Raw genomic sequence first — 8,508 nt, 5'->3', positions numbered from 1 at the left:
ATCAACCGGGTGGCCAGCCGAACGCGCTGCCACGCCACCGACGGCGGCAGCGAGGGGAGGGGGTCCGTCGTGAGGAGCGTCTAACGCGAAGAGGGACGGACCCTTCTCCTCGCCGAGACGCGCCCAGCGGTGCGAATCGCCAGTCTGCCTACGCCGTCAGCAAACCCTTGCGCTCGATGAACTCGACAACCTCGGCCAGCCCAGCGCGCGTCTTCAAATTCGTCATCACAAACGGCTTCGCCCCCCGCATGCGCTTCGTGTCCGCCTCCATCACCGACAGATCAGCTCCCACATAGGGCGCCAGGTCGGTCTTGTTGATCACGAACAGGTCGCTCTTGGTGATGCCGGGGCCGCCCTTGCGCGGGATCTTCTCGCCCGCCGCCACGTCGATTACGTAGATCGTCAGATCGGACAGTTCGGGGCTGAAGGTGGCGGCCAGGTTGTCGCCACCCGATTCGATGAAGACGATGTCGGCGTCGGGGAAACGGTCGAGCATGCGGTCGACGGCTTCGAGGTTGATCGACGCGTCTTCGCGGATGGCCGTGTGCGGGCAGCCGCCGGTCTCGACGCCCATGATCCGCTCGGGTTCCAGCGCGCCGGCGACCGTCAGCAGGCGCTGGTCTTCCTTGGTGTAGATGTCGTTGGTGACGACCACCAGGTCCCAACGCTCGCGCATGGTCTTGCACAGCATCTCGACCAGGGTCGTCTTGCCCGAGCCGACCGGCCCGCCGACGCCGACGCGCAGTGGGGGCAGGGGCTTGGTGCGGCGGGGCGATGCAGTGTTCATGGCGGCAGAACGAGAGAGCGGCGGATTGCCACTTCGTCATGGCAAGCACGTCGCGTGCCTGAACGCTGAAGGAAGAGGTGTGCGGGGGCTGGCCACTCCCGGGTGAGGGAGGGGGCACCGGAGGCGACCGCGCCACCCGCACAAGGCGCATGTTCCGGTGCCGGTGTTTCGGCGATGTTGCTGCGCTTGGCGGCTTGGCAAAGCAGCATCGGCCTTCGCCAGGCGCGCACAATCGTTGGTGTTGGGTGCGGCCGGCATCCCGCTTCGCCGCACACCGACGATGGGCAGTTCTGCCATGACCGAACTTGCTTGTGCTCCTGTTCGCCGAGGACGATGGTTGACCGCGCTGACGGCCGTGCGCGGCGCCATGACTTGGCTGCTCGCGATAGCGGCCGGAGCCCTGCTGCCCTCATGGCCAGTCGCCGCACAAAACCGCGAGATGACCTTCGTGATGGACCCGTTCCCGCCCTTCACCTACGAAGAGAACGGGGCCGCCGCAGGCCCGATGTCGGATGTCTTGCGGGCAGTGTGTGAGGCGATCAAGGCGCCCTGCAAGCTCGAGATATACCCCTGGCGCAGGGCGCTGAAGATTGCTGAAGAGGGCGAGGTGGATGGGATCTACGCTGTCGCCCGGATCCCCGAGCGCGAGGAGCACTTCTACGTCAGCCGGCCCATCATCGAGTCGGCCTATGGCGTTTTCGTGCACGAGTCGTCGACGCTGAAGTACCACGTCCCGGCTGACCTCAGCGGCTACACCGTCGGCGCTTATGGCCCGTCGGCGGCGTCCAAGGCGCTGGACGGCGTCGCGCAGTCTGTGCCGACCCTGACCACGGTGGTCGAGGTCGACAACACCACCCTGCTGAGAAAACTCGGCGGCCGGCGCTACGGTGAACTCGGCGCCGCGATCGCCAACGTGGACGTCGGCAACCAACTGATCAAGCAGGAACGCATTGCCGGTCTGAAGGTGGCTGGCATCGTCAGCAAGGCCGAGTACAGCATCGGCCTGTCGCGCAAGAAGGTGTCGCCGCAGCTGGCGCAGCAGTTCGATGCGGCGCTGGATGCCGTGGCCAAGTCCGGCAAGCTGAGGGAGATCGCCGCCCGCTACGGCGTCACGCCCGCTGGCCATTGACGCGGTGCCGGGTGGTCGGCGCAAAATCGCCGCATGCCCTCCGTCGACACGCCGGCCAACGACAGCGTCGTCCGGCATTTGCGCCAGGTGCTGCTGTGGCCGCTGCGCCTGATGCCCGACCGCGACAACGGCGACGCGCGTGCCCCCTGGCAACGCCTGCGTGACCTCGGCGCCGCGTCGCCCTGGAAGGAACAAGTCGACGAGTACACCGGCGACCCTGCGCAGTTCCACGAGCGCCACTACAACGAGTTCGTCACCTTCCTGCCCTACGTTCAACGCTTTCTTTACGGCGAAGGCCGCGCGGGCCGCACGCAGGTTGACGCCGACGAGCAGGGCGCGCCGATGCGGGTGTTCCGCCGGCGCGACGTGACGAATGCGCGTGTCTGGCCGCATGCTGGGGCCGACCCGATCGAGCTGCGGGTCGTGCATGTCGACCTGTACTTCTTCTTCGATGTCGACGTGGCCTTGCTGAACGTGGAGTTCGCGGCCGAGCAACTGCCATTGCGCCTGGCGCAAGAGCTGCTCTACCGCAACGGCCGCGCCTACCCGCCCGGCTGGGACGCGGCCGGCTTGCCGCAACACTGCCACTTCGCCGTCGAGTGGTTGTCGGCCGACGGGCGCGTGCTGGCGCAGTCCGACGCCAGCTCACGCGAGGCCTTCCTGGCCCATGTGGCCGAGCACCGTTCGCCGCGCATCTCTTCGCACTGGGCCTGGCTGCTCGAGCCGCTGGTGCCCGACCATTCGGGGGCGACCGGCCAGCTGCGCTACCGGCAGATCGAGTACTACCGCATGCCGACGATGGCCTACCTGGCGATCGACGACCCGCGGGCGTTGACCCGGTCGGACTTCGTTCGCTTAGGTCTGGTGACCGGTGCCGGCGGCGAAGGCGAGTTGCCATATGCCGAGTGCCACCTGGCCGACTTCGAATCACGCCATTGCTACGACCGCTTCTGGTCGCCGCAAGGGGCCGCGCCTGACACCCGCTACATGTGCAGCGGTCGGTCGCTGGTGGTCGTGGGCCGGGCCGATGCGGCGTTCTTTCGCTGCGGCGACCGGGGCGTGCTGGCGCAGTTTCGCCACCCGCATTTCATGATCTTCCTGATCGCTCATTTCCAGAAAGCGTCGCTGCTGATGTTCAGCGACCGGCTGGCCGAGGCGCTCAGGCGGTTGAACGTGCGCGACGCCAACAGTGTCAAGCGCTTCAAACGCGAGATCCGCAGCTGCTTCGAGAGCTTCTTGCGCTTCACCCACCGCTACTGGTTCCACGAGCTGGCCGAGCAGGCGCAGGCGCGGGCGCTGTTCCAGCTGACCGCCGGTCACCTGGGGCTGGACACGCTGTATGTCGAGGTGAAGGAACGCATCGCCGAGATGAACTCGTACCTCGACGCCGACAGCCTGCGCCGCCAGGCCAACACGGTGGTGCGGCTGACGGTGGTGACGATGTTCGGCCTGATCGGCACGGTGACCACCGGCTTTCTCGGCATGAACCTGCTGGCCGAGGCCGATGCGCCGATGCCGCGGCGCGTTTTGCTGTTTGCCGCGGTGTTCTTGTTGACCACGCTGCTGACCTTCTACACGATCGGCAAGTCCAAGCGCCTGTCGGACTTTCTCGACGTGCTGTCCGACGAGCGGCTGTCGGTCTGGCAGAAAACCAAGGTGTTGTTCGCGGTCTGGAAATCCGGCGACGACGGCTAGCTAGCCGAGCGGGCTACGAACGGAACAGGCGCGAGTACTGCGCCTCGTGCTGCGCCGATTGGATCGCCAGCATGGGCGTGAAGGCCTGGCGTGCGTCGTCGGGCGTGGCGAGTGCGGTGTCGACCACCGGGCCGATCGCTTCGATGGCCTGATCGAGGATGCGCTGGCCGGCGCTCTGGCCCAGCGGCACGGCTTTCAGCGCGGCCTGCACCATGTTCTCGGCCCAGCCGAAGGCACAGGCGATGAGTGCTTCGCGCGCTGTGGCGCCAGCGTGCAGCGCGGCCAGCGCAAAGGCCACTGGCCAGGTTGGGGCGGGGGACAGTTGGCCGAGGAAGGCCACGCGCTCGTCACCCGGTGCGCGCTGGCGCAACCAGTCGTGCAACGATCGGCCCATCTGTTCGGTTTGCTGGCGGAACTCGCTGCTTTCGCGGGTGCAGCGCACCCAGTCGTTCAGGGCGGCGACGCGCGTCAGGTCGCTTGACTGCCAGGCGCCATAGGCCTGCGCCAACAGCGGCAGGTCGGCACGGCCGAGACCCAGTGCCAGCTGGTCCAGCACCCAGCGGCCGGCGCTGGCCTCGTCGTGGACATGGCCGGCCTCGACAGCGGCCTCCAGGCCTTCGGAATAGCTGAAGCCGCCGACCGGCAGGGCCGGCGAGGCCAGCCACATCAGCCGCATCAGCGTCGAGGCGGCCAAGGGGCTGGGCGTGGGCGACTCAGTGCCGGTGGCCGCCATGCCCGTGACCGTGGTCGTGGCCGCAGCCGGGGCCGTGTTGGTGCTCGTGCTCGGGACCATGGTCGTGGCTGTGATCGTCGGCCTTCTTGGCATGGCCGTGGTCATGCGCGTGATCGTGACCATGCTCGTGTGCATGGTCGTGCGCATGGTCGTGTGAGTGCCCATGGTCGTGCCCATGCCCATGAGCGCCGGTCGCCGCATAGGCGCCGCCCTCGGGCTCGAAGGCGCCTCGGGTTTCGGTCACGATCAGGTGGCGCTGGCGCAGCATGTCGGCCAGTACATGGTCGGGCTCGAGCTTCAGGTGGTCGGGCTGCACTTCCAGCGTCACGTGGCGGTTGCCCAGGTGGTAGGCGGCGCGCAGCAGGTCCAGCGGGGTGCCGTGTTCGGCGCAGGCGCGCACTTCGAGCACCGGTTGCGCAGCGGCCTGCACGACGATCAGGCTGCCGTCTTCGGCCACGAGCACGTCGCCACCGCGCACCACCTGGCCGCGGGGCAGGAACACGCCCAGCGCGCGGCCCTGGCTGTCGGTGGCGTCGAAGCGGCTTTTCTGCCGCACGTCCCAGTCGAGTTCGACGGTGGCGGCGCGCTTGAGCAGCGCCGCGGCCAGGCCGCGACCTTGCGGCATCAGTTTGGTGACATTCAACATGCGGCTGTCTCGGGGATCTTGGGATGCCCCGATGGTAGCCGCGGCCGCCGTGGCCCGCGTGGTCAGCGGTAGACCAGCACCGGCCGCTTCGAATTCGCGAGCACGGCCTGCATCTGGCTGCGCTTCCACAACGTCGACCAGATGCTGCGGGCGCGGGTGGCCATCACGATCAGGTCGCAGTCTTCTTCCTCGGCGGCCTCGACGATGCCTTCCCAGGGGGTGTCGGTTTCCTTGGTCAGCACGTCGCACTCGATGTGGGCGTTCTCGGCCGCGGTGCGCAGGTCGTGCAGGCATTCTTCGGCCTGGACGCGCTGTCGGGCAAAGTGGCTGTCGCTGGCTTCGCTCTGGCGGCCGGCCATGCCGGCGTAGGGGTCGGGCCGGACCACGGTGACGGCGACCAGCTTGGCGCCGGACTCCTGCGCCAGCTCGATGGCGGCATGGATGGCCTTGTTCGACAGTTCCGACCGGTCGGTGGAGACCAGGATCTTCTTGAACGACATCGCACTCTCCTCGGGACCACCGCGGTCCGTTCTTGGCCTATCGACCGTCCGGCGGGGTGAGTTGAGCGGCGCCCGGGGTGTTGCAGCGCCCAGATGTGACACATACCTCACGGATACGTCACGGGTGCACCTGCGTCGGGACCGGCGCGGGCCGGTTGGCGGCGGGGGATGCGCCGCAGCGCCAAGCTGGGCACACTGCAGGGTCTGCCCGCCAGCATCGATCGACCGAGGGAACGACGAATGCTGCCGGGCGGCGACGGTCACAGCCGACCAGATCCGACAAAAAAGGACCGGACGCGATGGACACGAGCACCTGGGACCCGCTGCTGCTGGCGCGCCTGCAGTTCGCCGCCAACATCACCTTCCACATCCTGTTCCCGACCATCAGCATCGGCCTGGGCTGGTGGCTGCTGTTCTTCCGCGCGCGCTGGCTGGCCACGCGCGACGAGCGCTGGCTGGTCGCCTGGCGCTACTGGACCAAGATCTTCGCGCTGACCTTTGCGCTCGGCGTGGTGAGCGGCATCACGATGAGCTTCCAGTTCGGCACCAACTGGCCGGGCTTCATGGAAAAGGTCGGCAACATCGCCGGGCCGCTGCTGGGCTACGAGGTGCTGACGGCGTTCTTCCTCGAAGCCGCCTTCCTCGGCGTGATGCTGTTCGGCGCCGACCGGGTGTCCGAGCGCATGCACTTGATCGCGACCGCGCTGGTGGCGTTTGGTACCACGGTCAGCGCGTTCTGGATCCTGAGCCTGAACTCGTGGATGCAGACGCCGACCGGCCACGTCATCGTCAACGGCGAGTTCCACGTCGACAGCTGGCTGGGTGTGCTGTTCAACCCATCGTTCCCGTACCGCCTGACCCACATGCTGCTGGCCTCAGGCCTGACGACCAGCTTCCTGATCGCCGGCGCTACCGCGCTGTGCTACCTGCAGGGCACGGCCAGCCCGGCCGCGGCGCAGGTGATGCGCGCTGCGGTCACCGTGGCGGCGGTGCTGATCCCGCTGCAGATCTTCGTCGGCGACCAGCATGGCCTGAACACGCTGGAGCACCAGCCGCAGAAGGTGGCCGCGATGGAGGCGCTGTGGCACAGCGAACGCGGTGCGCCGCTGGTGCTGTTCGCCTGGCCGGACGAGAAGACACGCAGCAACAAGTTCTCGATCGAAGTGCCGCGCGGCGCGGCGTTGATCCTGACCCACCATGGTGATGGCGCACTGCGGGGCTTGAATGAATTCGAAGGCAGCCACCCGCCGGTGGCGCCGCTGTTCTTCGCCTTTCGCATCATGGTCGGCATGGGCATGGCGATGCTCGCGGTCAGCTGGCTCAGCTGGTGGTGGCTGCGGCGGCTGCAGTGGCAACCTCAGCGACTGCCGCGCATTTGGCTGCAGGTGATCCGGCTGATGAGCTTTTCGGGTTGGGTGGCCACGGTGGCCGGCTGGTACGTCACCGAGATCGGCCGCCAGCCCTTCATCGTCTACGGCCTGGTGCGCACGGCGGACGTCGCGTCGTCGACGCCACCGGCCTACATCGCGCTGACCTTGGCCGGCTACCTGGTGCTGTACGCGGTCCTGATCGTGGCCTACGTGACGGTGCTGCGCTACATGAGCGAGAAGCCGCTGGTGCCGCCTTCCGCGGCGATCAAGGACGCACCGCAAGGAGAGCCATCATGAGCCTCGCCCGGCCGCCCGTAGAGGCTCATTCCCTCTCGGAGGGACGGTCCGCAGGACCTAGGGAGTACCCATGAACGGCGCTGAATGGATGCCAGTCGTCTTCCTTGGCCTGATGGGCATGGCGATGCTGATCTACGTGATCCTCGACGGCTACGACCTCGGCGTCGGCATGCTGATGCACCGCGCCGACCGAGACGAACGCGACCTGATGATCGCGTCCATCGGCCCGTTCTGGGACGCCAACGAAACCTGGCTGGTGCTGGGTGTGGGCATCCTGCTGATCGCCTTCCCGAAGGCCCACGGCATGGTGTTGAGCGCGCTGTACCTGCCGGTCGCGCTGATGCTGTTGGGCCTGACGCTGCGTGGCGTGGCGTTCGACTTCCGGGTCAAGGCGYGCGACGAGCACCAGCCGCTGTGGAACAGCGCCTTCATCGTCGGCTCCAGCCTGACGGCCATCGCGCAAGGCTGGATGCTGGGCCGCTACATCACCGGCTTTGCCGACGGTGTGTGGCCGCAGGTCTTTGCCGGCCTGATCGCGTTCGCGCTGCCCGCCGCCTATGTGCTGATGGGCGCTTGCTGGCTGATCATCAAGACCGAAGGGCCGCTGCAGCAAAGGGCCGTGCACTGGGCCCGCGTGGCCTGGGCACCGGTGGTCATCGGCATGGGGCTGATCTCGATCGCCACACCGTTGGTCAGCCAGACGGTGCGCGAGCGCTGGTTCCGCATGCCCGAGTTCATCGCGCTGCTGCCGATCCCGCTGATCACGCTGGTGGCCTTTGTGGTTGCGTTGGCCTTTCTGCGCTCGCGCCACGCCACCGGCAAGCTCTGCTGGGTGCCGTTCGTGTCATTGATCGGCGTGTTCCTGATGGGCGCCATCGGCCTCGCGTTCAGCCTGTTTCCGTATGTGGTGATGGACAAGCTGACGGTCTGGCAGGCCGCCAGCGCGCCGAAGTCGCTCGCCTTCATCTTGGTCGGCTGTGCGATCACGGTGCCGGCGATTGCCGGCTACACGGTCTTTTCCTACCGTGTCTTCAGCGGCAAGGCCAAGGCCTTGAGCTACGGCTGAATGTCGGTGCCTACTCGACGAGGCAGGTGGATCGGATGCACACTGCCCGCCTGCAGCGAATGCTCAACGTCTCATCACCAGGGGCTCTCGGATGGACAGTGCAATCCTGAGTTTGTTGGGCGCCTTCGTGCTGTCGATCATCGGCCTGTTCGTCTTCATCTGGTCGATGCGCGAAGGGCTGCTGGTCGAGAACCCGAAAGCCGCGTCGATCATCTTCGCGCGCGGTGAGATCGGTCAGGTCGACGACCCGGCGCTGGGCGGCGACGCGCAGGACTCGATGCAGGC

General features: G+C 67.2%; 8 protein-coding genes and 1 pseudogene. 5 read left to right on the top strand and 4 right to left on the bottom strand.

What is annotated here, in order from left to right:
- Nucleotides 1-148: 148 nt before the first annotated feature.
- A complete protein-coding gene (gene ureG / locus AC1DYI_RS20205; RefSeq protein WP_477205922.1) occupies nt 149-787 on the bottom strand; it encodes an urease accessory protein UreG in 639 nt (212 codons plus the stop codon).
- Nucleotides 788-1,124: 337 nt separating this feature from the next.
- Here ureG and AC1DYI_RS20200 point away from each other — a divergent pair, with 337 nt between their 5' ends.
- Nucleotides 1,125-1,916, top strand: coding sequence for a substrate-binding periplasmic protein (locus AC1DYI_RS20200; RefSeq protein WP_477205921.1), 792 nt, complete (start codon nt 1,125-1,127; stop codon nt 1,914-1,916).
- A 33-nt stretch (nt 1,917-1,949) separates the two neighbouring features.
- Nucleotides 1,950-3,611, top strand: a complete 1,662-nt coding sequence (locus AC1DYI_RS20195) for a hypothetical protein (RefSeq protein WP_477205920.1) — start codon at nt 1,950-1,952, stop codon at nt 3,609-3,611.
- A 13-nt stretch (nt 3,612-3,624) separates the two neighbouring features.
- On the opposite strand, the gene AC1DYI_RS20190 is transcribed toward AC1DYI_RS20195, so the two are convergent.
- From AC1DYI_RS20190 to AC1DYI_RS20180, 3 genes are all read right to left on the bottom strand, one after another.
- Nucleotides 3,625-4,344 carry an urease accessory protein UreF gene (locus AC1DYI_RS20190; protein ID WP_477205923.1) on the bottom strand — a complete coding sequence of 240 codons (720 nt, stop codon included), beginning with the start codon at nt 4,342-4,344 and terminating at the stop codon, nt 3,625-3,627.
- Nucleotides 4,325-4,990 carry an urease accessory protein UreE gene (ureE, locus tag AC1DYI_RS20185; protein WP_477205919.1) on the bottom strand — a complete coding sequence of 222 codons (666 nt, stop codon included), beginning with the start codon at nt 4,988-4,990 and terminating at the stop codon, nt 4,325-4,327. The genes AC1DYI_RS20190 and ureE overlap by 20 nt, the downstream gene beginning before the upstream one ends.
- 62 nt (nt 4,991-5,052) lie before the next feature.
- Nucleotides 5,053-5,490 (bottom strand): universal stress protein, encoded by a 438-nt coding sequence (locus tag AC1DYI_RS20180; RefSeq protein WP_477205918.1) that lies wholly within the window; start codon nt 5,488-5,490, stop codon nt 5,053-5,055.
- A gap of 299 nt (nt 5,491-5,789) precedes the next feature.
- Here AC1DYI_RS20180 and AC1DYI_RS20175 point away from each other — a divergent pair, with 299 nt between their 5' ends.
- The 3 genes and pseudogenes from AC1DYI_RS20175 to AC1DYI_RS20165 form a co-directional block, all read left to right on the top strand.
- A complete protein-coding gene (locus AC1DYI_RS20175; RefSeq protein ID WP_477205917.1) occupies nt 5,790-7,157 on the top strand; it encodes a cytochrome ubiquinol oxidase subunit I in 1,368 nt (455 codons plus the stop codon).
- Between the two features lie 70 nt (nt 7,158-7,227).
- Nucleotides 7,228-8,223 carry a cytochrome d ubiquinol oxidase subunit II gene (locus AC1DYI_RS20170; protein ID WP_477205916.1) on the top strand — a complete coding sequence of 332 codons (996 nt, stop codon included), beginning with the start codon at nt 7,228-7,230 and terminating at the stop codon, nt 8,221-8,223.
- Between the two features lie 91 nt (nt 8,224-8,314).
- Nucleotides 8,315-8,508, top strand: a pseudogene (locus AC1DYI_RS20165) (cbb3-type cytochrome c oxidase subunit I); the annotation flags it as partial.

This window comes from Ideonella sp. P3_A4, assembly GCF_056403075.1.
Note: the sequence above shows the minus strand (reverse complement) of the source record. Positions and strands in the feature narration are given on the sequence as shown.